The 21,579-nt window shown below is 64.1% G+C and carries 22 protein-coding genes, 1 tRNA gene and 1 pseudogene; 7 read left to right on the top strand and 17 right to left on the bottom strand.

The window, feature by feature from the left end; all coding sequences use genetic code 11:
* The first annotated feature begins 138 nt into the window (after positions 1–138).
* Entirely contained in the window at positions 139–1,275 is a 1,137-nt protein-coding gene (locus H9L12_RS03645) for a tetratricopeptide repeat protein (protein WP_246450563.1), read from the top strand.
* Here the strand turns inward: H9L12_RS03645 and H9L12_RS03640 are convergent.
* The 14 genes and pseudogenes from H9L12_RS03640 to H9L12_RS03575 all read right to left on the bottom strand — a co-directional run bounded on the left by H9L12_RS03640 (position 1,272) and on the right by H9L12_RS03575 (position 14,277).
* Complete coding sequence (locus H9L12_RS03640) at positions 1,272–3,341, bottom strand: TonB-dependent receptor (protein WP_187542654.1); 2,070 nt, start codon at positions 3,339–3,341, stop codon at positions 1,272–1,274. The genes H9L12_RS03645 and H9L12_RS03640 overlap by 4 nt on opposite strands.
* A gap of 178 nt (positions 3,342–3,519) precedes the next feature.
* Positions 3,520–3,594, bottom strand: a tRNA-Gln gene (locus H9L12_RS03635).
* Positions 3,595–3,670: 76 nt separating this feature from the next.
* Positions 3,671–5,947, bottom strand: a complete 2,277-nt coding sequence (locus tag H9L12_RS03630) for a putative bifunctional diguanylate cyclase/phosphodiesterase (RefSeq protein ID WP_187542653.1) — start codon at positions 5,945–5,947, stop codon at positions 3,671–3,673.
* 166 nt (positions 5,948–6,113) lie between these two features.
* Positions 6,114–7,004 carry a branched-chain amino acid aminotransferase gene (locus tag H9L12_RS03625; protein WP_187542652.1) on the bottom strand — a complete coding sequence of 297 codons (891 nt, stop codon included), beginning with the start codon at positions 7,002–7,004 and terminating at the stop codon, positions 6,114–6,116.
* A 56-nt stretch (positions 7,005–7,060) separates the two neighbouring features.
* Entirely contained in the window at positions 7,061–7,870 is an 810-nt protein-coding gene (locus tag H9L12_RS03620; RefSeq protein ID WP_187542651.1) for a pyrroline-5-carboxylate reductase family protein, read from the bottom strand.
* 3 nt (positions 7,871–7,873) lie between these two features.
* A complete protein-coding gene (locus tag H9L12_RS03615; RefSeq protein ID WP_187543148.1) occupies positions 7,874–8,380 on the bottom strand; it encodes a type III secretion system chaperone family protein in 507 nt (168 codons plus the stop codon).
* A gap of 2 nt (positions 8,381–8,382) precedes the next feature.
* Positions 8,383–8,664 carry an accessory factor UbiK family protein gene (locus tag H9L12_RS03610; RefSeq protein WP_187542650.1) on the bottom strand — a complete coding sequence of 94 codons (282 nt, stop codon included), beginning with the start codon at positions 8,662–8,664 and terminating at the stop codon, positions 8,383–8,385.
* A gap of 3 nt (positions 8,665–8,667) precedes the next feature.
* The gene (locus H9L12_RS03605; protein ID WP_187542649.1) at positions 8,668–9,204 is read right to left on the bottom strand and encodes a TspO/MBR family protein; all 537 of its coding nucleotides are present in this window, start codon (positions 9,202–9,204) and stop codon (positions 8,668–8,670) included.
* Positions 9,201–9,943: pseudogene (locus tag H9L12_RS03600) on the bottom strand (TlyA family RNA methyltransferase). Before H9L12_RS03600 ends, H9L12_RS03605 begins: the two are co-directional and overlap by 4 nt.
* Positions 9,933–11,024 (bottom strand): endonuclease/exonuclease/phosphatase family protein, encoded by a 1,092-nt coding sequence (locus H9L12_RS03595; RefSeq protein WP_187542648.1) that lies wholly within the window; start codon positions 11,022–11,024, stop codon positions 9,933–9,935. The pseudogene H9L12_RS03600 and the gene H9L12_RS03595 overlap by 11 nt, the downstream one beginning before the upstream one ends.
* Entirely contained in the window at positions 11,021–11,431 is a 411-nt protein-coding gene (locus tag H9L12_RS03590) for a hypothetical protein (protein ID WP_187542647.1), read from the bottom strand. Before H9L12_RS03590 ends, H9L12_RS03595 begins: the two co-directional genes overlap by 4 nt.
* Positions 11,432–11,439: 8 nt before the next feature.
* Positions 11,440–13,374 (bottom strand): 1-deoxy-D-xylulose-5-phosphate synthase, encoded by a 1,935-nt coding sequence (dxs, locus tag H9L12_RS03585; RefSeq protein WP_187542646.1) that lies wholly within the window; start codon positions 13,372–13,374, stop codon positions 11,440–11,442.
* 38 nt (positions 13,375–13,412) lie between these two features.
* Positions 13,413–13,874 carry a Fur family transcriptional regulator gene (locus H9L12_RS03580; RefSeq protein WP_187542645.1) on the bottom strand — a complete coding sequence of 154 codons (462 nt, stop codon included), beginning with the start codon at positions 13,872–13,874 and terminating at the stop codon, positions 13,413–13,415.
* Between the two features lie 46 nt (positions 13,875–13,920).
* A complete protein-coding gene (locus tag H9L12_RS03575; protein ID WP_246450561.1) occupies positions 13,921–14,277 on the bottom strand; it encodes a MerC domain-containing protein in 357 nt (118 codons plus the stop codon).
* Positions 14,278–14,450: 173 nt separating this feature from the next.
* On the opposite strand from H9L12_RS03575, the gene H9L12_RS03570 reads away from it, so the two are divergent.
* The 4 genes from H9L12_RS03570 (at position 14,451) to rpsI (ending at position 16,928) form a co-directional block, all read left to right on the top strand.
* A complete protein-coding gene (locus H9L12_RS03570; RefSeq protein ID WP_246450560.1) occupies positions 14,451–15,440 on the top strand; it encodes a COX15/CtaA family protein in 990 nt (329 codons plus the stop codon).
* Positions 15,437–15,751, top strand: a complete 315-nt coding sequence (gene cutA / locus H9L12_RS03565) for a divalent-cation tolerance protein CutA (protein ID WP_187542642.1) — start codon at positions 15,437–15,439, stop codon at positions 15,749–15,751. Before H9L12_RS03570 ends, cutA begins: the two co-directional genes overlap by 4 nt.
* Before the next feature lie 123 nt (positions 15,752–15,874).
* Entirely contained in the window at positions 15,875–16,354 is a 480-nt protein-coding gene (gene rplM / locus H9L12_RS03560; RefSeq protein ID WP_187542641.1) for a 50S ribosomal protein L13, read from the top strand.
* A gap of 1 nt (position 16,355) precedes the next feature.
* A complete protein-coding gene (rpsI, locus tag H9L12_RS03555) occupies positions 16,356–16,928 on the top strand; it encodes a 30S ribosomal protein S9 (RefSeq protein ID WP_187542640.1) in 573 nt (190 codons plus the stop codon).
* A gap of 71 nt (positions 16,929–16,999) precedes the next feature.
* Here rpsI and H9L12_RS03550 read toward each other — a convergent pair whose 3' ends face one another.
* Both H9L12_RS03550 and H9L12_RS03545 read right to left on the bottom strand, forming a co-directional pair.
* On the bottom strand, positions 17,000–17,485 hold the full coding sequence (locus tag H9L12_RS03550) for an SRPBCC family protein (RefSeq protein ID WP_246450558.1): 486 nt from the start codon (positions 17,483–17,485) through the stop codon (positions 17,000–17,002).
* A complete protein-coding gene (locus H9L12_RS03545) occupies positions 17,445–17,834 on the bottom strand; it encodes an ArsR/SmtB family transcription factor (RefSeq protein ID WP_187542638.1) in 390 nt (129 codons plus the stop codon). Before H9L12_RS03545 ends, H9L12_RS03550 begins: the two co-directional genes overlap by 41 nt.
* 265 nt (positions 17,835–18,099) lie before the next feature.
* Here H9L12_RS03545 and H9L12_RS13365 point away from each other — a divergent pair, with 265 nt between their 5' ends.
* Positions 18,100–18,714, top strand: coding sequence for a PEPxxWA-CTERM sorting domain-containing protein (locus H9L12_RS13365; RefSeq protein ID WP_187542637.1), 615 nt, complete (start codon positions 18,100–18,102; stop codon positions 18,712–18,714).
* 133 nt (positions 18,715–18,847) lie between these two features.
* Complete coding sequence (locus H9L12_RS03535) at positions 18,848–19,693, top strand: alpha/beta fold hydrolase (protein WP_187542636.1); 846 nt, start codon at positions 18,848–18,850, stop codon at positions 19,691–19,693.
* Here H9L12_RS03535 and H9L12_RS03530 read toward each other — a convergent pair.
* Entirely contained in the window at positions 19,690–21,558 is a 1,869-nt protein-coding gene (locus H9L12_RS03530) for a M3 family oligoendopeptidase (protein WP_187542635.1), read from the bottom strand. The genes H9L12_RS03535 and H9L12_RS03530 overlap by 4 nt on opposite strands.
* Positions 21,559–21,579: the final 21 nt, after the last annotated feature.

Genomic DNA, 21,579 nt, shown 5'->3' with positions numbered 1-21,579 from the left:
GCGGAAACAGGACCCGACCTGTTCGAGATCGAGACCATTCCGCGAACCGGCTATCGCCTGATCGGCGATTTCCCGGGCTTCGAGACAAGAGCAGAATCGATCGAGGCGACGCGAACCCAAGGCTTGTCGCGCCGCGCCTTGGCGCTGGCCGGCGGCGCTGTCGCCATCAGTGCCGGTGCCGGGCTTTGGTTTCTCAAACCTCATCGCGCCAGGTCAGGCACGGACGACCGTGTCGAGGAAGCTGGGCAAATCCTTCGCTTCGGGCAATCGACCTCCGAGGTCTCCGCCACGGCTCTTCTCAAGGAGGTTTTGGCGCAAGACCCGAACAACAGCGAGGCGTTAGGACTTCTCGCTTACGCCTTGGCCGAAAGCGCGGTGGAAAAGGACGCAGGCAGCAGGATTGCCGAAGCGAAAGTCGCTATCGACCGGGCTCTGGCGTTGGATCCACGCAACCCCAACGCACGTCTCGCCCTGCTCTTTTTCAACACGTCGAATTTCGACTGGGTCCAGACCGAAGACGAGTTGCTCGCCGTGCTCAAGGATGATCCGGATAATCACTTCGCCCTCAGCCGCCTCGTGTTCCTTTACCAGGGTGCGGGGCTGACAGGTCGAAGCTGGGACGTCAACGAGCGCCTCATCAAGCTCGATCCGGTCGCGCCCATCCCAATGATGCGCCGCGGACTGAAGAGCTGGATCTACGGCCGCACGGCAGAGGCCGACAAGGTGCTCGAACGCCTGATCCGGATCTGGCCAGCGCACGCGTCGATCTGGAACGCTCGATTTCTGGTCCTTGCCTTCACCGACCGCACCGGCGCCGCGCAGGCGATGCTGGATTACACGGCCGCACTGCCAAAAAGCGTCAAACCGGCCTCAATGGTTCAATGGCGGCCGACTTTCGCCGCACTTGATTCGCCGACACCCGCCAACCGGCGTGCCGCAGTGGAGGCCAACATCGCAGCGGCAAGGCAAAGCGCCGGACAGGCTGCTTACGCGGCAATGGCGATGTCGGCGATCGGAGAATTGGACGCGGCCTACGCGATTACGAACGGCCTGATGTTCGCGCACGGGGATGTCATCCCGAAACGGCCCGCGGACGGTTCGACTTCGCTGATCAACGACCAGAGTTGGCGGCACACGCAATGGATTTCCACGCCTCCAATGTTCGCCTTTCGCCAGGATCCGAGATTCCAATCGTTGTGCGATGGAATGGGACTGACGGCGTACTGGAAGCTGCGGGGGGTCAGACCGGACTATCCGCCGACTCGGATGCCCTAATAGCGATATTCGATCCCCATTCCGAACTCGCGCGGATCGCCGGCGGTGGCGAGGCTCGAATTCAGGAGATAGGTTAGGTGAAAGCTATCGAAAACGTTGCGAACGTAGCCGAACAGGCGCAGCTTACGCAGGTCGTACGCCACGCGGGCGTCCACGTTGGTCCAACCGGCAACATGGCGGTCGGCCGCGTTAAGATCATCGCTGAAATAGCCGCTGTTTCGCCGGGCTTGTGCCGACAAGTTTAGGCCGCGCAACGGCATCCAGTCGATGGCTAGCGAGGCGCTGAACTTCGGTGAGCGTTGGAACTGCTTACCCTTGAAACTCGCGTATTCGCCGTCCGCCTCCGTGATCTGCGTTCGAAGCAGGCCGACACCTGCCCTCATCGAAAAGCGCGTCGAAGGCTGCCAGTTCAGAGTCGCCTCGCCTCCGTGGCTGCGGGCATGCTGCAGGTTGAAAAGGTCCGCGAAGCCGACCGGAGCACCCGTTGGCGCGAAAATGGTGATGCTTCGGCTGCGTTGTGGATCATCCATTTCATAGCGAAACAGATTGGCGTTCGCGGTCAGCCTCCCGTTGGCGAATGAGTAACGGGCGAAGATCTCGTAGGCAGTCAGACGCTCCTCTCCGAAATTGTCCGCTTCGCCGGTATCGAAACGAAGCGTCGTCCCTCCCGGATTATAGGCCCGCTGGACGACCGCACCCACCCGAACGGACTTGGTGACGTCCCAGGCGATCGAAGCCTTCGGAAGCCACGCCCGAAACCGCTGATCATAAGCAAGATCGATCGGTCCGCCCGACGACTCCAACGCCCCGACCCTCTCCTGCGAGTCGCGTTGGAACCGAAGTCCTGCGGTCACTTCCAATCCTGGCGCCAGCGCCCAGGTCCCTTCGCCAAAGATGCCGACAGCGGACTGCCGGTCGCGAAAGCGGCCGATGCCGGATAGCTGGGACAGATCTATGCGTTGCCGCAACTTTGCCTGACGGACGGATGCGCCGACGATGACCTTGAAGCCATCCGAAGGCGTCCAGTCGAACACCGTTTCCGCTGACCGGTCACGCCCTCGGATGAAATTCTGGCCAAGACCGGCAGGCGCAAAGCGCCGCACCTTCGTCTCGCCGCCGGTTAGCGTTGTCCGCAACAGCAGCACCGGCGAAAGTCGTATTTCGCTCCGTGCCGTCAAGCTATCAACGTTGACGCGGAAGGTGCCGTAGGTTGCGACGGGATCGCGGCGTTCCTCGAACGGAGGTCGAACTCCCTCGATCTGCGGCATCTGCGACTCGATGTGCGCATAGCCCAGTTCGAGTTTCGGTCCGGCGGATCCCGACGGCCGGAACAGCAGCTTGGTGCGCAGCGTGCCGTAAAGGTCGCGGTTGGGATCGGCGCCGACGGCGCGGTCGGCAAGGAGGCTTGACGGCCTGCTGCTTCGCATGTCGCCGGCGATGCGGATCGCCACGTCGTCGGACAGGGGCCCCGAGCCCATCAGCGAAACTTGCCGGGTCCGATAATCGCCGGCGATGGCTCGCATCCGGAACTCGGGCACGAACGTCGGGGCGCCGGTTTCCACGAAGATGGCGCCGGCGATCGAATTCTGGCCCTGTGTCGTCGTCTGCGGGCTTCGGAATACCTCGACCCGCTGCACGTCCCATAGCGGCGCGGCACCGAAAACGAATTCGTTGAACGATATCGCTCGACCATCGACGATCAGGGTAGTGCGGGGTCTGGTGCCGCCAAGGAAGGCAGGCAGGTCGCGTGTCGGTCCGGTCGTATCCTGGCCGCGGATGGTCGGCCCCTCCCCGCCCGAGCCGACTTGGACGTTGGGGGTGAGGTCGAGCAGTTGCTCGATACGGTCGGCGCCGCTGTTCCGTTCGATTTGCCTCTCGTCGTAAACCTCCACGCTGGACGAAGTCCGCCGAAGCGTTCGCGTGGTTCGCTCACCCGTGACGATGACCGTATCCGGCGCGTCGAGGTCGACCTTCGCCGTCGAAGTGGGCTGCAGGCCCGCCGCCGCCAGTGCCGCCATCGCCGTTTCACCCAGCACGCCGTTCCCCTCGACCGCGGACCACAGCATGGAAGGCTGCCCGCTCGGCCAAGTCAACTAAAGATGGCGCAGGCAGAGCGACGTGCTTAACCAACGACCAGGTCAGGGATGGTGGGTTCGTCCAGCAAACTGGACTGCCGCATCCAGGCATTATTCCAGGACGGGACAGGACCAAGCTCCTGGTTTGTCACCGATCGGGAAGGGATGCTGGCTGGGGCGGCAGGATTCGAACCTGCGAATGCCGGTACCAAAAACCGGTGCCTTACCACTTGGCGACGCCCCAGCATGGGCTTGCGGCACGCGTGGGCCGCAGCGGGTCGCGGCGGCTTATAGCGGCTGATCGTGCTGAGGAAAGGGGGTCAGGCGAGGTGGCGAACGGCTCGCCGGTCAACGCCGACCAGCGATTCCGGCGGCACCGGCCGGCCGAAGAAGAAGCCCTGCAACTGCGTGCAGCCAAGATCGCGCATGACCTTGGCCTGGCGTTCGGTCTCGACCCCTTCGGCCGTGGTCTCCACGTCCAGGCCGTTGGCAAGCGCGAGGATTGCGTGGACGATGGCGATGCTTTCCTTTTCGCCCTGCGCCGCGCCGCGCACGAAGGTCTGGTCGATCTTGATCTTCGAGAAATGCGCTCGTGAGAGATAACCGAACGACGAGTAGCCCTTGCCGAAATCGTCGAGCACGAGCCGCACGCCGAGTGCCCGCAACCGTTCCAGTGACGCCAGCGTCGAGGCATCATCCCCAAGGAATACAGTCTCGGTCACCTCCAGCTCGAGCCGTGATGGCTCCAGTCCGCTGTTCGCAAGGGCCCCCAGAACTGTCTTGGCAAGGCCGGCCCCCGGGAGCTGCGCCGCCGATACATTCACCGCGACCCGGAATTTCTCGTCCCACTTCGACGCTTCGGCGCACGCCTCGCGGATCACCCAGTCGCCGATCTGGTGGATGAGACCGGCATCTTCGATAATCGGGACGAACAGTTCGGGCGAAATCTCGCCCCGCGTGGGATGGCGCCACCGAAGAAGTGCCTCTCGCCCGACGACTTCGCCAGTCCGCGCATCGACGATCGGCTGATAGGCCAGCCGGAGTCCGTCGCCGTGAAGCGCGTCGCGCACGTCGTTTTCCAGCAGGCGGTTATCTTCCGCCTCTTCGAACATGTAGCTTTCGAAGAAGGCGTACCCGCCCCGGCCCGCTTCCTTGGCGCGATACAGCGCGAGGTCGGCGCTGCGCATCAGCTGTTCCTCGCGGCGGCCATCGACGGGGCCGCGGGCGATGCCGATCGTCGCGCCGATGTGAAGGCTGGCGGCACCGATCGTGTAGGTCTTGCTGAGCTGCGCGATGATCTTGTCGGCAAGGCGCGACAGCGTTTCGTTGTCGGTCGGCCCCGTCCAGATCAGCGCGAACTCGTCCCCCCCGAGGCGTCCGACGCTGCCGTGGCCGCCAGTGGTCCGTTCCAGCCGGCGGGCGACCTCGATCAGCAGCTGGTCCCCGATGGCGTGTCCCAGCGTGTCGTTGACCAGCTTGAACTTGTCGAGGTCCACGAGCAGCAGCGCGCAGCCGCCACGACCTTTCCAGTGCGACAGGATCGATTCCTCGAGCAACTCTCGCACGAGCAGGCGATTCGCGAGGCCGGTAAGGGGATCGCGGCGCGCGGCGCGGACCGCATCGTCGCCGGTCAGTCGCAGGTCGGTAATGTCGGACCCGACGCCGCGCCAGCCGATGACTTCGCCATAGGCATCGCGCAGCGGCTTCCCCGACAGGGACCACCAGCGGCCCGTCTTCACCGCCGGAACGGCGAGGTCACGGAATGGCTGCCCAGACTCCAATTGCTCGAAGAGGCGTCGCATGCCCGTCGACAGGTCGCTGGCGCGGTAACCGGGATCGAGCAAATCGCGCGCATGCCGGCCGATGATTTCATCGGTGGTCATGTCGATGCCCGACGCGAGCTCGGTCGAGATGTTGGTGATGTGGAGATCCGCGTCGAGTTCCCACAATCCGCCCGACCCGGACGCCTCGAATTCGCGCAGCAGCTGGATGATCTCGCCGCGTTCCTGCAGGTCGAGATTGGCTTTCACGTTAGCGATGAATTGCCGGGAGTTGGTAACGATCGCCCCGACCAGCAGCGCCGCGTAGATCACCGACAGGGCAATGAGCGGATAATTGTCGAGCTTGTAGGTGATCGTCACGCAGGCGATCAGCATGATGCTGACGTAGGACAGCGCGACCGGCGGCACCGAGACCATCGTGACCGATCCGGCGCTGATCAGCGCGGCGGCGAGCACGCAGAGGAACAATTGCTGCTCGGGTCCGGCCTGGTCGAACCAGAATATGGGCGGGATCAGCCACAGGCCGGCCAGGACGCAGACGATGACGCAGATGTTCAGGAGGTTCGGGGGATGCGCGCGGGCGTACTCGAAATCGATGCGCAAACGGATGGCGCGCGCCAACCGGGCAAAGCAGGCCAGGACGGCCGCCCCAAACCAGAGCCCGAGCCAGAGGGAATCGACGCTTCCCCGGAATGAGGCGACAAGGACCGCGGCCGTCAGTAGCTGGACGATGACCGTAGTCGGCACCAACCGGACGAAAGCATCCAGCTGGGCGCGGCGGATGGCCCGGCCGCGCGCGTCACGGGGCACACGCATATCGAATACCTCGCGCAATGACGCGCGAGGCAGCTCCGTCACGTGCCCCTTCATCCGGAAATCTTCCGACGCAAAACGCGACTCAAGACGGGGTTCCCCAACACCATTCGCCAATCCCGCTTTTGCAGAGACAGGTTACAAAAAAGTGTGAACGGAACGGCCGCCCCTAGTTGTTAACGGCGCGCCCATTGACGAGGTCATCATAGTCACGACTAAGCTGGCGCGACAACTCTCCGACTTCAAAATTCCACGGTCCGGCGGATTGGACGAACGTTACTTCCGCGGCGCTGCCGGTCAGGAAGAATTGTTGGAAGCTTTCAAGTTCTTCTGGCCAGATTGCCCGTTCGATGACCTCGATGCCCCGCTTTTCGGCCAGTCCCATCACGGTGCGGCGGGTGATGCCGTTCAGGAAGCAATCGGGCGTCGGCGTGTAGAGCTTGTTGTCGCGGATGAAGAAGGCGTTCGCGCCGGTCGCTTCCGCCACCTGCCCACGCCAGTCGAACATCAGCGCGTCGTTGTAACCGCGATCCTCGGCGGCGTGCTTTGCCATGGTGCAAATCATGTACAGGCCAGCCGCCTTCGACTGGGTCGGCGCAGTGTAGGGCGCGGGACGACGCCACGGCGAAATGTCGAGGCGGATACCCCTCTCGGCAATGGACGGATCGAAATACTTGCCCCACTCCCACGCCGCGATGGCGAGATGTGGCTTGGTCTTCTGCGCGCTGACGCCCATCTGCTCCGAACCGCGCCAGGCGATCGGACGCACGTAGGCATCGGTCAGGCCATTGGCCTTCAGGACCTCGTTGCAGGCATCGCTGATCTGCTCGGCTGACCAGGGAAGGTCGAAGCCAAGGATCGACGCCGAGCGGCGCAGGCGCTCGCTATGGTCGTTCAGCCGGAAGATGACTCCGTTGTAAGCGCGCTGCCCTTCAAACACAGAACTCGCGTAGTGCATCGCGTGCGTCAGGATATGGACGTTCGCCTCGCGCCACGGAACGAGCTTCCCGTCAAACCAGATCCAGCCGTCCCGATCGTCGAAACTTGCGGTGTCCGCCATCCCTTATTGTCCTTCGATGCAGTGCACGAGGCGCCTACGGGAGCGGCCGCACTGAATCAACCGTGGCGGGCAGCTTCCTCGGCCAGCTCACGGCCCCGGCGGACCGCGGCCTCAAGCATTCGATCAACGAGCGGCTGCAGGCCATCGGACGCGTCGAGCACCCGCAGACCCTGCTCAGTGGTCCCTCGCGGGCTTGCAACGCGCCGGGCGATCGACTCCATGCTCTCGCCCTTGGCGGCCAGCGCTGCGGTCCCGACCAGCGTCTTGTCGGCGATCTGCCGCGACAGGTCGGCAGGGAGGCCTAGCGCTTCACCCCCTGCAGCCATCGCAGCGGCAAAGCGAGCGACATAGGCCGGGCCCGCCGCGGCGACTGCGCCGAGCGCCCCGAGCTCCGCCTCGGTCTCGAACCATGGCGCTAGGCCCAACGCGGACATCAGGCCTTCCACCAGTTCCCGCGCTTCGAGGTCGTCCTCGACGGCATGGAGGCCGGTAACGCCGAGCCGCTCCGACACGGCAAGGTTCGGCATGGCGCGAACGACGAAGCGCGCCGATGGAAAGCGCGCGCGCAGCGTCTCCGCCGAAACGCCGGCAAGAAGGGAGACGACGATGCAGTTCGAACCGACCAGAGGCGCCAGCGACGGCACGACCTCGTCAAGCTTCTGCGGCTTGAAACCGAGCATCACGAATACCGGCTTATCACCTGCCGGATATGCGGTGACGGTCCGGACACCTTCGACCGGCGTCCCGCTCGGCCGAATGACGGTAACGCCGGAAAGGTCGGCACCGGCCTTCCGCCAGCCGTCGACCATGGCGCCCGCCATGTTGCCGCAACCGACGAACCAGGCGGGCTCGGGAAGGGCGATCACGCGTCAGGCTTCGCCGACGGTGTCGATCAGCGCGGCCGAAATGGCTTCGGACGGGGACTTCCCGCCCCACAGCACGAACTGAAACACGGGGTAGAAGCGCTCGCATTCCTCGATCGCCGCCTCCGCAATGGCCTCGGCCTGTTCGAAGCTGAGACCGTCACCCTCGCCGACGAGCGTCGCGTGGCGGAATACCACCAGCCCGGAACCAGACCACAGCTCAAAATGCCCCAGCCAGAGCTGCTCGTTGATCAGGCCGAGCGATTCGTAGATCTGGCCGCGCTTTTCGGGGCCGACCTTGATGTCCGGGAACGCAAGGAACTGGAGCACCTGGTCGTCCGGGCGCCAAACGCCGCGAAGCTCATACTGGGCCCAACTGCCAGTGGCGGACGCAATGATTTCGCCGTCGCCCGTACGTTCACAGGCCCAGCCGCGCGCTTCGAAATATTGTTCGAGCACGTCGATCGGCGCGCCGTCGTCGCGCTCCTCTGCTTCGTCGGTCGCGTCGGTCAGGGTCAGGCTCCCGCCTTGGGCGCCTTCGGTGCCTTGGCTGGCTTGGCGGCCGCCTCCAGCGCGTCGATCCGTTTTTTCAGAGCGTCATTCTCGTCGCGGGCGGCGATGGCCATCGCCTTGACCGCATCGAATTCCTCGCGGCTGACCATGTCGAGGCCGCCGACCCATTCACGCATCTTCTGGCGCATCGAGGATTCAGCCTCGCGGCCCATGCCGGCAAAGGTGCCCGCCGCGCCGTTCATCATTTTGACGAGGTCTTCGAACAGGCGGTTTTCGGATTGCATTCGTCAGGCTCCCGTTAGTCCCAGCGGCGCGCGATCCGCGCCCGGGTTGAGCCGCCCCGTCTCATGATTGAGCACGGTGGCCAGGCACAACCATGCCAGATAGGGAATGAGAAGCGCGCCCGCCAGTGGGCGCACTTTCCAGAACGCGATTATCGTCATCGTCACCAGCACATTCATCGCCAGGATGATGAGGAAGGCCCAGTCGATCGCGCCCGCGCCGAAGAACACCGGCGACCACAGGAAGTTGAGCCCCAGCTGGATGAAGAACAGCACCAGGCCGGTGCTGCGGTGCTTGGAGCGCGGCTCGTTGAGGATGGTCGCAAGCGCGATGCCCATCATCGTGTAAAGCGTGGTCCACACCGCGCCGAACGCCCAACCCGGCGGCTGGAAGGAGGGTTTCTGAAGCGGATCGTACCAGGCGTTGCCGAAACCACTGTTCGACAGATACCCCATCAGGCTTCCGGCAATGACGATCGCCGGCACCGTCAACAGCGCCTTCTTCCAGATGCCTGAATCGCCGGATTTCGACAGCTCGCTCATATTGGCTCCTTGATGGCGCCCAGCAGGAATTCGACATTGCCTTCCGGGCCGGTAATCGGACTTTGCTCGATCCCCAGAACGCGCCAGCCCTTCGAAGTGACCCATGCCCTCGCTTCGTCGCAAACGCGGGCATGGATGTGGGGATCGCGCACCACGCCACCCTTGCCGATTTCACCCCGCCCCGCTTCGAATTGCGGCTTGACCAGCGCCACCAGCATCGCGCCGTCCCGGGCAAGATCGAGGGCAGCGTCGAGGACCTTCGACAGAGCGATGAAGCTGGCGTCGCACACGACGATGTCGACCGCTTCCGGCACGATATCGTGGGTTAGAGCGCGCGCGTTGGTCTGCTCATGCACGATCACGCGATCGTCGGAGCGAAGCTTCCACGCCAGCTGGTTCGTGCCGACATCGATGGCGTAGACGCGCACCGCGCCGTTCGTCAGCAACACGTCGGTGAACCCGCCGGTCGAGGAGCCGACGTCAAGCCCGACCGCGCCCGCCACGTCGAAGCCGAAATGCGCGAGGCCGTGGGCGAGCTTGATCCCCCGCGCGAAACCCAGGGATGGTCGCGCCCCTTCACCGTCAGCAGGACCTCTTCGGGAAAGGTGTCGCCCGCCTTGGCGACGCGCTTCTCCCCGGCAAACACGTTGCCGGCAAGGATTAGTGCCTGGGCACGGGCACGGCTTTCCGCCAGTCCCCGGGCCACTAACAATTGGTCGGCACGGACTTTATTCCCCACGATTTTCCTCGTGCGACTCCTGCCTGCCCTCGCCTATTTCCTCGTTCGCTTCGGCAGCGGTGGCCGGACCGACAGCCGGAGCAACTTCGCGCTCACCGGCACGGTCGGTCAGGCACAGCTTGAAATAGATCGGCAGATGATCGGAGCCAACGTCCTTGAGCAGGTCGACCTGCATCACTTTGAAATGCGGACTGACGAACAGGTGGTCCAGTGGCCAGCGCAGCAGCGGATAATTGGCATTGAACGTAGGGTAAAAGCCGCGACCCACACGCGGGTCGTGCATGCCGGCCACGCGCTTGAACAGGCGCGAGGTGTAGGACCAGGCGACGTCGTTGAGATCACCCATGACGATCGCCGCGCGGCCTTTGGCGCGAACCTGCTTGCCGACCGTCAGAAGCTCGGCGTCGCGTTCACCGCTGTCGTCGCCCGGCCAGGGCGGTTCGGGATGGAGCGCATAGAAGTCGATCCACTGGCCACCGCGCAGTTGCACCTGCGTCCACGCCGAAGGAACCGCCGGCTGGAGCAGGTTGCGCACCTCGCCGCGCATCGGCAGCTTCGAAAACAGCATCATGCCGTACGTCGACGGCACCGGCTCGACCAGGCGATAGGGATACGCCTTCTTGAGCGGCACCATCGCGCGCGCCCAGTCGGGTCCTGTCTCGAGCGCCAGTAGGATGTCGGGCTGCTTCGCGGCAACCAGTTGCAGGACCGCATCGTAATCGCGGTTGGTCTGAAGGACATTGGCGTTGAGCAGTGAGATCGTCTCGCCCGGCGCGCAACGATCCGTGCTGGCGACCTGCCTTGGGTAGGGCGGCAGATAGGCTACGAAGTGGGTAACCTGCCAAGCTAGCGCCGCCGCGGATCCGGCGGTCAGCGCCCAGAAGCCGGCTGTCCGCCGGTACGCGGCCCAGAACAGGAGCGGCAGGATGACCAGCAGGACTGCGGCCACCTGCAGCCGCGGATAGTCCCATTGCCGGACCCACCACCGGTCGGTCTGCCACGCGGGCAGGAAAGAAAGGAGAATGGCCAGCGTCGCCAGCGCGGCCAGCGCGCGTCGCCCCCAACGCCGCCACCGGGTCATGCGGCGCGGAGGACGGTCCAGCCGGTGAGGCTGTCGAAATAGCGACCGAGTTCGGCAACGGTCGGATCGTCACGGAGCGGCGAGCGCGTCGGGAAGGCGTCATGCCCGCGCATCGTCGACCAGAAGTGCGACACGAGGCCCTCGATCTCGGGGCGATCAATGGCAATGACGCTTTCCAGCCGGTCGTCCGGGTGGGGAGTCAGTGGCTCGTGATAATAGGCCTGCAGGTTCTTCCACAAATAACGCGAAGTGGTCCCTGAAACGCCGGCGCGCAGCATGAGGGCATCAAAGCTCTCACTGGTCGTCCGCCCGCGCTTCTTCGCCAGCCGGGCATGACGCGCCCGCGCAATCGGCATGGTCGCGAAAAACAAGCCCATCAGCGCCAGTGCGCCGACGACTCCCCACATACCGAGTGTCAGGCGATCGCTCCCGCGTCCGCATCGATGCCGACATCGTTGCGGCGAAGCGCCTTCAGGACCGTCTCGACGATGTGCGGCGCATTGAGACCGGCCTCGTCGTACTGCTTCATCGGCGCGTCATGGTCCTGGAAGATGTCGGGCAGGCGCATCGTGCGGAGCTTCAGCCCGGCATCGATCAATCCTTCGTCGCTGGCCAACGTGAGGACGTGCGCGCCGAAGCCGCCAACAGCCCCTTCCTCAACCGTGACCGCCACCTCATGGCTGGTCAGCAGCTTGCGGATCAGCTCTTCGTCGAGCGGCTTGGCGAAACGCATGTCCGCGACCGTCGTCGACAGGCCCTTGGCTTCCAGCAGCGCGGCCGCCCTTTCAGCTTCCTCGAGGCGGGTGCCGAGCGACAGGATGGCGACCTTCTTGCCTTCCTTGACGATGCGGCCCTTGCCGATCGCCAGTCGTTCGGGCTGGGCGGGCATCTCCAGACCGCGGCCGTTCCCGCGAGGATAGCGGACCGCGATCGGGCCGCTGTCATGGAGCGCCATGGTATGAACCATGTGCGTAAGCTCCACCTCGTCCGCCGCGGCCATCACCACCATGTTGGGCAGCGTGCACAGGTAAGCGAGATCGAATGCCCCGGCGTGGGTGCAGCCATCAGCACCGACCAGCCCGGCGCGATCCATTGCGAAGCGCACCGGCAGGTTCTGGATGGCGACGTCGTGGACCAGCTGGTCGTACGCGCGCTGCAGGAAGGTCGAATAGATCGCACAGAACGGGCGATAGCCTTGCGCGGCCAGACCGGCGGCGAAGGTCACCGCATGTTGTTCGGCGATTCCGACATCGAACGTGCGGTCGGGAAATTCTCTTTCGAACCGGTCGAGGCCGGTGCCCGAGGGCATCGCGGCGGTGATCGCGACCACCTTGTCGTCGCGGCGCGCCTCCGCAACGAGCGCATCCGCAAAGACGGCGGTGTATGCCGGCGGACCGCCGCCCGGGCCCTTGTCCTGCTTGCCCGAAACGACGTCGAACTTGACCACACCATGATACTTGTCGGCAGATTCTTCCGCCGGGGCGTAGCCCTTGCCCTTCTTGGTGACGGCATGGACCAGGATCGGCCCCTCGTGAGCGTCCCGGACATTTTCGAGGATTTCGACCAGCCCCTCGACGTCATGACCGTCGACCGGACCGACGTAGTAGAAGCCGAGTTCCTCGAACAATGTCCCGCCGGTCGCCATGCCGCGGGCATATTCCTCGGCCTTGCGCGCGACGGATTCGACCGGACGCGGCATCCGGCGGAACACCTTGCGCGCAAAATCCCGGACGCCGAGATACTTTCCGGACGAGACCAGCCGCGCGAGATAATGCGACAGCCCACCGACGGGCGGCGCGATCGACATATCGTTGTCGTTGAGGATGACGATCAGACGGCTTCCCGCGGCCTGGGCATTGTTCATCGCCTCGTAGGCCATGCCGGCGCTCATCGCGCCATCGCCGATGACGGCAATCGCCCGTCCCGGACTGCCACTGAGCTTGTTGGCGACAGCGAAGCCGAGCGCGGCGGAGATGGAGGTCGAGCTGTGCGCGGCGCCGAACGGATCATATTCGCTTTCGCTGCGCTTGGTGAAGCCGCTGAGCCCCCCGCCCTGGCGGAGCGTCCGGATGCGGTCGCGGCGGCCGGTGACGATCTTGTGGGGATAGGCCTGGTGCCCGACGTCCCAGATGAGGATGTCGTCCGGTGTGTTGAACACGTGGTGGATGGCGACGGTCAGTTCGACCACGCCAAGCCCCGCGCCAAGGTGCCCGCCGGTGACGGAGACCGCCGAAATCATCTCCTGCCGGAGCTCATCGGAGAGCTGCGGCAGCTGCGACTTCGATAGTTTGCGGATGTCGGCGGGCGACTGGATGGTGTCGAGAAGCGGGGTCACGGGACGATCAGACATCGGATGGCCCTACTCGGTTCCGGAAGACAGCAAAAGCCTCAGTCGCACGTCCCGCATTTGCCGCGCACCTCGATGACCGGCCGCACCGGCTCGAACCCCGCCGCCTCGGCCGCCTCTCTGACGCCGCCGGACAGCCGGTCGTTGTCGATGTGGCGGGTCGATCCGCAATTGTCGCAAATGAGGAAGATGCAATCGTGGAGGCAGCCCGGATGCTCGTTAGCGACATAGGCGTTGGCGCTTTCGACGCGCATCGCCAGGTTGGTCGTCACGAACAGGTCGAGTATGCGATAAACGCTATTGGCGGCGATCCGCCGGCCAAGCGCCTTGGAGACAGCTTCGGCGATGTCATAGGCCGACGCCGGCTTGTCGAACGTCGCCAGCGCGTCGAACACGGCGGCACGCATGTCGGTCCACTGCTCGCCACGCGACACGATCTGCTTCTCGGCTTCCTGCCGGAGCGAATCGCCCGAGTGGAGGTGGTGCGAATGGGAAGCGGCCATGACGGACAAGATAGGCCTGCCGCGCCGTCGCGACAAGCCGACCCGGCTATTCGTAGGCGATGTGGTTAAGCCGATGGCCGAGCGCCAGGATGGCGACGCCGACCACCGTGAACAGGGCCTCGCTGCCATTGTGCGGCAAGGTCAGCGCTCCGGCCATGACACCAAGGCCAAGACCGCCGATGGCGCTGGGCATCGTGTAGCCATGATCGAAGATGCCGCGACCGAGCGCGAGCGTCCCCATGATCATCGCCAATGTCAGACCAATCTCGTGAATGATCGGCGCGCCAAGGACCCCACCGGCACTCGCGAGCAACGCCAGCGCCACGGCGGTTCCGAGGCAATGGACGAGGCAGAGCCCCGACAGGCCGATGGCCAGTCGATCAAGCCGCTCCGTTGAAACCATCGATCCCATGGCCGAGGATATAACGTCGCGCCCTGGAAGTTACAACATCACATCACCCCATTTCGTCAAATATTGGCAAGGCGATGCAAACCGGCCATAGCGCCGCCACCATGGAATCGGCCCTCCTTTCGCCCGCAAATGAAGCAGTTGAGGGGAAGGAGCGCCCCGCCGCGATGGCCAACTGGCTGCTGGCGGTCGCGGCCATCGTGTTCGCGATTCTCGTCGTCGGCGGCATTACCCGGCTGACCGAAAGCGGCCTCAGCATCACCGAATGGAAGCCGGTTTCGGGCGTGATCCCGCCGTTGACCCATGCCGACTGGCAGCATGCCTTCGACCTCTACAAGACGACGACGCAGTATAAGGAGGTGACCGGCCCGGCGGGCATGACGCTGTCGCAATTCCAGTTCATCTTTTTCTGGGAATGGGTCCACCGCCTGCTGGCGCGGCTGTCTGGCGCCGCCATGGCGCTGCCCTTCGCGTGGTTCGCCTACAAGCGGGCAATCCCGCGCGGTTACGCGCCGCGACTGTTTGCGCTGCTTGCACTGGGCGCGGCACAGGGCGCGCTTGGCTGGTATATGGTTCAATCCGGCCTCCAGGATCGCACCGAGGTCAGCCATTTCCGCCTGTCCGCCCACCTGCTCCTGGCGCTGTTTACGATGGCCGGGCTGATCTGGACGGCCCTTGACCTTCGTGCTCGTGCCGCGGGCGAGAAACGTTCGGCAAGGCTTACCGCCCTCTCTGCCAACGTCCTCGGCGTGCTGGCGATTCAGCTACTCTACGGGGCATGGGTCGCCGGATTGCGCGCCGGCCAGGTTTCGAACAGCTGGCCGCTGATGAACGACCGGCTTGTACCGGACGGTATCGACTGGTCGAACGGCGTCCTGTTCGCGCTGACCCATGATCCGTTCCTGATCCACTTCATCCATCGTTGGTGGGCGTGGATCGTGGTTGTCGCGCTGGTCCTATTCGCCCGGCGCGTGAAACTGCTCGACCGGCGAGCGTCGATCGCCATCAACTCTGCGTTCGGAACCCAGATCCTGCTGGGCATCTTCACCGTTCTGACCGGCGTCGCGATCTGGCTGGCGGTCCTTCACCAGGCGGTCGGCGCGCTGGTCGTCGCGTCATGCGTCTGGGGCGCACATCGGCTGGGGTCGGTGCGATGACCGCGCTGACCGTCTATGCGGTCTTCGCAGATCTCGCCGAGGCGCAGCGCATCGGCCGCGAGATGGTCGAAAGCCGCCTCGCCGCCTGCGTCAACATCCTGAGTCCCTGTCGCTCCATCTACCGCTGGGAGGACGCAATCGAGTCCGGGACCGAGGTGCCTACGATCTTCAAGACGACCAGCGCCAAGGCCGACGAACTCATCATGCGCATCGGCGAGCTCCACAGCTATTCGGAACCGGCGATCGTCGCCTGGCCGATCGAGCGCCTGCCCTCCACCTTCGGCGACTGGATTGAGGAAAGCTGCCGGTAATATTTTACCCGTCGGCAAACCCGCCATTTGCTTGACAAAATTCGCCACTTTCATCATTAGCCCGCCCGACGGCGCTGCCAGATGGCGGCGCTTCATGCATTTTTGATGGGAAGGATCACCGCCATGAAGGCGCTGATGAAGACCACCAAGTCGGCAAAGCCGGCCGAGGTGGTGAAAAAGTGGCATCTGATCGATGCCGAAGGCCTCGTGGTTGGCCGGGTCGCGACGATCATCGCCAACATCCTGCGCGGCAAGCACAAGGCGAGCTTCACCCCGCACGTCGATTGCGGCGACCATGTCGTCGTCATCAACGCGGACAAGGTGCGCTTTACCGGCCGCAAGCTTGGCCAGAAGATCTACTACAAGCACACCGGTTACGCCGGTGGCCTGAAGGAAGTCACTGCCGCCAAGGTCCTCGAAGGCCGCTTCCCGGAGCGCGTGCTCGAAAAGGCGGTCGAGCGCATGATCCCGCGTGGCCCGCTGGGCCGCGACCAGATGCGCGCGCTGCACCTCTACAACGGCACCGAACATCCGCACGCCGGCCAGAGCCCGGAAGTGCTCGACGTTGCCAGCATGAACCGCAAGAACAAGGTGGGCGCATAACATGGCCGACAAGAAGTCCCTCTCCGACCTCGGGTCGCTGACCGGCCAGCAGCCGGAAGCTCCGGCCACCGCGCCGGAAACCGCCGCCACCGAAGCTGCCGCTCCGGAAGCCACGGGCGCCGAGGCGCCCACCGCCCCGGTCAACACGCAGCCGGAAGCTCCGCTTCGCGAGCAGCAGCTCGACAAGTACGGCCGCGCCTATGCGACCGGCCGTCGCAAGGATGCCGTTGCGCGCGTCTGGCTGAAGCCGGGCTCGGGCAAGATCACGGTCAATGGCCGCGACCAGGAAGTCTATTTCGCGCGTCCGACGCTGCGCCTCGTCATCAACCAGCCGTTCGGAATCACCGAGCGCACCGGCCAGTATGACGTCGTCGCCACCGTCAAGGGCGGCGGCCTGTCGGGCCAGGCCGGCGCGGTGCTTCACGGCATCGCCCAGGCGCTGAGCCGCTTCGAGCCGGTGCTCCGCACCGCCGTGAAGCGCGAAGGCTTCCTGACCCGCGACAGCCGTGTCGTCGAACGTAAGAAGTACGGCCGCGCCAAGGCTCGCCGCAGCTTCCAGTTCTCGAAGCGCTAAGACGTTCTCACGTCCAATCGATTGGGGCGGTCCGGACATTCCGGGCCGCCCTTTTCTTTTCCCTGGCGAACCTAGCCACCGATAGCCGGCAGCAGCTCGTCAAGTTGGTCGAGTTGTTGCGGCAGTCCGGCCGCCGAACCCTGCATCGCTTCGTCCAGCGCGGCGGCCGTCGGATACACCTCGTGGAAAATGAGGAGCGTCTTTCCGTCCCGGTCCTCAAAGGTCACGGTCGTCACCGCGCCATCATCCTCTTCCTCGTTCGTCCAGACGATGCGCTCTCCGGGCACCACGTCGAGGTACTTGCCGTGGAAGGCCATTGACTGGTCACCCATCCGGAATTCCAGCCGGTAGGTGCCACCGGTACGAACGTCCATCTCGCATCCCGACAGGACCATCGGCGCGCCCTTGGGCACCCACCATCGCCGAAACAGGTCGGCGTCACTCCATGCCTTGAAGACCAGGCTCGGCGACGCATCGAACGTGCGCGTGACGACCAGTTCGCGATCCCCCTTCTTCTCAATCGTCGTCGCGTTTCGCGCCATCGGGTGATTGCTCATTTGCTGTTCCATGGGCTTCCTCCTGTTTCATTTCCTCAATGATGCCGTCGAGCGCTTCGAACCGAGCCTCGAAAAGTTTGCGGTAGGCGTCGATCCATTGCGCCTCTGCCTCCAGCCGTTGCACGCCCAGTCGGCAGTTCCGAACACGCCCGACCTTCTGTGTCGTGACCAATCCCGCCTGTTCGAGCACGACGACGTGCTTCTTCATTCCGGTCAGGGTCATGTGAAAGTGCTCGGCCAGGCTGGAAATCGACGCGTCGGCCCTGCCCAGCTGTTCCAGAATTCCCCGGCGCGTGACGTCGGACAGGGCGGCGAATGATCGGTCGAGCGAAGGGGTACAGTGAACCATATGGTTCAGTATTATCGTTCTAAGTTGGCGATGGCAACCGGTCAGCAGCCTGTTTGGATCCTAAGCCGGCGGCATTCAGATCACCGAAACACAGCCAGTCATCGAGGCGGGCGAGGATGGCGGACAAGGAATTGTTGACGAAAGTTAAGAAACTGCTGGACGCGGGCAAATGATGTGGTTTAATTTCCATTAATTGTTTGGGGCGACTCGAAAAATGGGGAGGACGATTATGTTGCGTGCTTTGCTTGCGGCGAGTGTGATCGCGATGACTGCCACACCCGCATTCGCTCAAGAATCCATCGTTAACGGCGGCTTTGAATCTCCGACCGTATCCGACCCCTGCTGCGTTACGTCCCCACCGGTCCCGATCCCTGGATGGACGGCGACGCCCAACGTCAACATCGTCAATGGCACCTTCTCAAGCTCGAGTGGCAATCTCGCGGGCGAAGGGACTCAGTATCTCGACCTCGTCGGCGAAGGCGGCACCGGCTCGATTTCGCAGACCTTCGCGACGATGATGGGCGAAACCTACAACATCAGCTTCCTGTATTCCCACAACCTGTTCAGCGGAACGCCGTCGGCCTCCGCGAGCTTCAGCGTCGACGGATTGCTGGGTACGATTTCCCACTCCACCGGCACCAACGCCGACCTGGACTGGCAGACCTATATCGGCAGCTTTGTCGCCGACGGACCGTCGGCGACGCTGACGTTCACCAACCTGACCGGCGGACGCAATGAGGGCATCCTGCTCGATGCGGTATCGGTCGCGGCCGTTCCCGAGCCGGGCACTTGGGCGATGATGCTGCTCGGCTTCGGCGGCATAGGCCTGGCGATGCGCCGGTCCAACCGTAAGCGCGGGTACCTGCACGCGATCGCCTGACAAAATCGCCGGGACACTGCAATGCCGCCGGGACCTTTCCGGCGGCATTGTCGCGTGGGGTTTCCTGGTGCACGAATGCTCTGGCGCTTGAACCATGAATGATGGCGAAGGTCGGCCAACCGGGAGAGAAGCGATGACGATTCGCCGGAACATCGCTGTCCTAATCTTGTCGAACCTTCTCATTGCAGCGCCTGTCGCGGCAAAGCCGGCCACGGCGCCGGGCAAGCTGGTCAACGTCAACGGCATCACCATGCACTATCAGGAGCGCGGGTCGGGCGAGCCGCTGCTGCTGCTGCACGGGTTCGGCATGTGCGGGTTCAACGATTGGGCGCATGTCGTCGATGCGCTGGCCAGGAACCACCGGGTGATCATGCCCGACCTGCGCGGCCATGGCTGGTCGACCAATCCGTCCAACAGATTCTCCATGCGCCAGTCGGCCGACGATATCCGCGCCCTGCTCGACCAACTTGGACTGCGCCGGGTCAAGGCGATGGGGATCAGCGCAGGTGGGATGACGCTGCTGCACCTGTCGATCAAGCATCCGGAGCGGCTGGAATCGATGGTGCTGATCGGGGCCACCAACGCCTTCCCGCAACAGGCGCGAAACCGGGTGCGGACGATGAGCTTCGACACGGAAAGCACCGAGATGCGAGGCTATCTGTCTGCCTGCACATCGCGCGGGGACGACCAGGCGCGCGGCCTGATGAAGCAGATGCGCGGCTTCGCGAACAGCTACGACGATATGAACCTGACGTCGGCCGATCTCGCGAAGGTTCGTGCCCGAACGCTGATCTTGCACGGCGACCGCGACGAGTTCTTCCCCATCGACATTCCGGTCACGCTCTACAAGGCAATCCCGAGCGCCCAGCTGTGGGTCGTGCCCAATGGCGACCATGTCCCGATCCACGGGCACGGGCCTCGGAATTCGTTCGCGTCGCCACGAACTTCCTCGACGGTCCGGCGAAGTAACCCGCGTTAGGCAAGCAGCCTTTCGGCCTGGTCGAGCACGCTGCTGAAATTGGCGACCAGCGTCCGGTAGGGCGTTGGCGACGCCATATCGAGGCCGCCGATTTTCAGCAGGTTGTAGCCATAATCACTGCCCCCCGCCTTCAGCACCGCGAGGTAGCGGTCGCGTTCGGCTGGTCCCCCCTTCATCACGCTGTCGGCGAAGAAGTTCGCGGCCGTGATCGAGGTCGCATATTGGTAGACGTAGAAAGTGCGGTAAAAGTGCGGAATGAACGCCCACTCGACCGCATAATCCGGTTCGATCCTCACGTTCGGCCCGTGATAGCGCTTGAGCAAGTCGATATAGAGAGCGCTCATCTTCTCGCCCGACAGCCCCTCGCCGCGCTCGGCCATTTCGTGGATCGCCAACTGGAATTCGCCGAACATCGCCTGGCGGAAGAAGGTGCCGCGATAATTCTCCATCAGCTGGCCAAGGAAGAACAGCTTGTCCTCCTTCGTCTGCGCCCGGTCGAGCAGCGTTTGGACGAGCATTAATTCCTGGGCCGTCGACGCCACCTCGGCGGTAAAGGTTGGATACCCCGCCAGCTCGTACGGCTGCGCCGCCTTGGCGAGCAGCGTATGCATCGCATGGCCCCATTCGTGGGCGTAGGTGGACAGGCCGTCGTACTGGTCGCTGAGATTCAACAGCAGATAGGGGTGAACGTCGTAGGCACCGCCGCTCATGTAGGCGCCGCTCGTCTTTCCCTTGCGGGGGAACGGATCCATCCACTTCTGCCGGCTGGCGCGGTCGAACTGCGCGACATAGTCTGCGCCGAGCGGCTTGATCGCCTCAAGCGTGAGTGCCTGCATCTCGTCGAGCGAGTATTTGCGGTCGGACTTCACCAGCGGCGGGTAGATGTCCCAATAGCCCATGTCGGGCAGGCCCAGCATGCGCTGGCGAAGCGCGAAATAGCGGTGAAGCACCGGCAGGCCGCGGTTGGTTTCCGCGATCAGCGTCCGGTAGACCCCTTCGGGCAGGTTGCTGTCGCTGAGCGCCGCGTCGAGCGAGCTCTTGTAGTTGCGCGCCTTGGATGAAAAAATCGAGCCTTGCACCCGCGCGGCAAGCGAAGTGCCGAGCGAATTTTCGAACGCCTTGTAGCTGCCCCAGAACTTATCGAAGACGAGCTTTCGGTCGGCGCGGTTCTGGGCCGACCGGGCGTTGGTATAGCCCTGGTCGTCCAGCCGCACTTCGCGGCCGTCGGACAGCTTGACCGTCGGCCTCGGAATGTCCGAGCTGCGCAACTGTTCGCTGATATCCGACGGACCCGAAAGCGGGGTTCCGGCCAGCGCCAGCAACCGTTCGCCATTGGCGTCAAGCGTATGCGGCGCCAGGCGCAGCGTATCCTCGATACCGAACGCGAACTTCTTCAGGCCGGGGTCGGAAGCGATGAAGCCGCGCAGCTTGGAGGCGCCGACCGCGATCAGTTCGGGTACGACCCACGATGTGGCTTCGCTGTAGGCGGTGTAGGCATCGCGCGCCTTCTGCTTCCGTTCCTGGTTGGCGGCGATGCGGACGTCCTCGTCCGACTTGAGCGAAGCGTAGATATAGAGTCGGCCGAGACGCTTCGACAGTGCAGACTGGGCCTCGAACGCGCCACGAAGCGTCGAAGCGCCCTGGCCGAGCCTGCCCTTGTACTGCACCAGCGTCGGGATTGCCTTCATCAGCGCCTGGCGCTCGGTCTCCCACGCCGCCGGTGTCGAATAGAGGTCGGTCAGGTCCCAGGTGGCACCCGAGGCGTCGGTCGCGGGATCGGAAAAGGCCATGGCGGCTCCTGAATTGGCGATGGCGGCGGCTGCAGTCGCGGTCAGCAGCACCTCGCGGCGCGATGCTTCGAACATGTTTTTCCCCCTCTGATCTGC

This window comes from Sphingomonas rhizophila, from assembly GCF_014396585.1.
In the GTDB taxonomy this organism is placed as follows: Bacteria; Pseudomonadota; Alphaproteobacteria; order Sphingomonadales; family Sphingomonadaceae; genus Sphingomicrobium; species Sphingomicrobium rhizophilum.
This window is presented reverse-complemented; position numbering and strand designations above follow the sequence as displayed.